Consider the following 244-nt stretch of genomic DNA (forward strand, 5'->3'; position numbering starts at 1 on the left):
ATATCCCTCATGGTCCATTAGAAGCACTGTTTACCATTGATGAAGAAAGTGGCATGACAGGTGCTCACGGCCTCAAGCCAGGCATACTTCAGGGTGAAATTATGCTGAACATGGACTCTGAAGATGAAGGGGAGCTCTATGTTGGTTGTGCCGGTGGTGTCGATGTCTCTGTTTCTCACCGTTATCAGGAAGAATCTCTGGCGGAAGGGTACAAGAGTTTTCACCTTTCTCTGAAAGGGATTAA

At 46.7% G+C, this 244-nt stretch carries 1 pseudogene; it reads left to right on the forward strand.

From position 1 onward, the window contains the following. Positions 1–244 (forward strand): annotated as a pseudogene (locus CWC28_RS22355) (cytosol nonspecific dipeptidase); the annotation flags it as partial.

Source organism: Pseudoalteromonas sp. S4492 (genome assembly GCF_005886115.1).
Classification (GTDB): Bacteria; Pseudomonadota; Gammaproteobacteria; order Enterobacterales; family Alteromonadaceae; genus Pseudoalteromonas; species Pseudoalteromonas gelatinilytica.